This window comes from Planomicrobium sp. MB-3u-38 (genome assembly GCF_002836425.1).
Taxonomy (GTDB): Bacteria; Bacillota; Bacilli; order Bacillales_A; family Planococcaceae; genus Planococcus; species Planococcus okeanokoites.
The window spans coordinates 1-1,407 of sequence record NZ_PJBO01000013.1 but is presented as its reverse complement, the minus strand read 5'-3'; the positions used below and the strand labels follow the sequence as shown (position 1 = coordinate 1,407).

Below are 1,407 nucleotides of genomic sequence, written 5' to 3'. Positions count from 1 at the left end.
GGAGTCATCTTTTTTAGATTCCATTGCTTGCGCGTTCCGTTGTAATATTCCATGTACTCATCCACCAGCCCTTTCAGTTCATCCAAGCTGGTTGCTTGTTTAAAATCGACATCATCTTTAAAGTGACCAAAAAATGATTCGATGGGGGCGTTGTCGAGGCAATTGCCCCGGCGGGACATGGATTGGGTCAACTTCAGTTCCTTCACACGTTGTTGATATTCGGGATGGGTGTAGTGGAAGCCTTGATCGGAATGAATCATCGCTTCCGGGTGAACATTGCCATCCAACGCTTCCTTCAATTTCTTCAACGTACGGTAAACAATTTCCATCGTGAGCGTCGTAGTGACTTCATAGGCGACGATTTCACGGGTGGCGACATCTTTTATAGCGGACAGATACGCCATTTGCCCCGAACGGTTGGGCAGATACGTGATATCAGTGACGAATACCTTGCCGGGTTCATCTTGTTCAAACTCGCGGTTTAACAAGTTCGGACATACGGTGTGTTCTTGTGTGGCTTTGGCGATTTGCTTATAGGGATTCGCTCGCCGGATTTTGGCAAAGAGATTGAATTTGCGCATGAGACGCAGGATCTTCTTGTGGTTCATCGGCGTTTCCAACAGTTCAGTGAGTACCATATAAAAGGTGCGATACCCGATTTTCCCCCGATGCGCATCGTAGATGCTTTTGAGCAACTGGTAATCCTGGTAGTCTTGTTCTTCGCGAATGGCGTGCTGTTCCGTTTTCTCTAGCCAGGCGTAATAGCCACTCCGGCTGACCCTCGCTGTGCGGCAAAGGGTTTCCACCAAATTCTTCAGTTGGAATTTCCGGACCACTGTGTTGATCGCTTCGAATTTTTCCGCTGGGGTCAGCTGCGTTTCTTCGCCTGCCTCTCGAGCTCCTCGAGCTTTTTTAGCAACTCATTTTCCGCTTCCAGGTATTTGATGCGTGCTTCCGCTTTCTCCAGCTTCTTCTCCGCCGAGAGATCTTTGGTGGAAGGGCGGCCGGTACTGCCTTTTCCACGACGCTCTTCAAAGAAGCCTTCTTCTCCATAGGTTCTAAACGTCGTCCGCCAACGGTTCAAAGAAGACGTCGCTTTTTTGGAACCGATAACCGTTAAATCAAAACCACTTTCACTAAAGATTTGGGCAGGGCCTTTGCCCGCTAAGTTCTCTTTCACTGCATGGATTTTGAATTCCGGCGTGTACTGAATCGCCCGATCGGATACGGAAGCGACATTCGGATTCGCCTCCAAGACCCGTTGTTGGTGTTCGTTGAATATAATTTTACTCATATGATCTTCTCCCGTCCAAGTTAGCTAAATTTAGTATACCGGGGTCTGAAAACAGAAAAAACCCCAAATGGGGTCACTTTTTTTAAAGTGTCTACCATTTGGGGTTCAGTTCA

General features: G+C 47.8%; 1 protein-coding gene. It reads right to left on the bottom strand.

The window, feature by feature from the left end; translation table 11 throughout:
- A protein-coding gene (locus CXF70_RS06605) for an IS3 family transposase (RefSeq protein ID WP_101802013.1) occupies positions 1–1,294 on the bottom strand; the annotation gives its coding sequence in 2 pieces (ribosomal slippage) (positions 1–916 and positions 916–1,294; 1,295 coding nt annotated over the 2 pieces). This gene is flagged as partial in the annotation.
- Positions 1,295–1,407 lie beyond the last annotated feature (113 nt).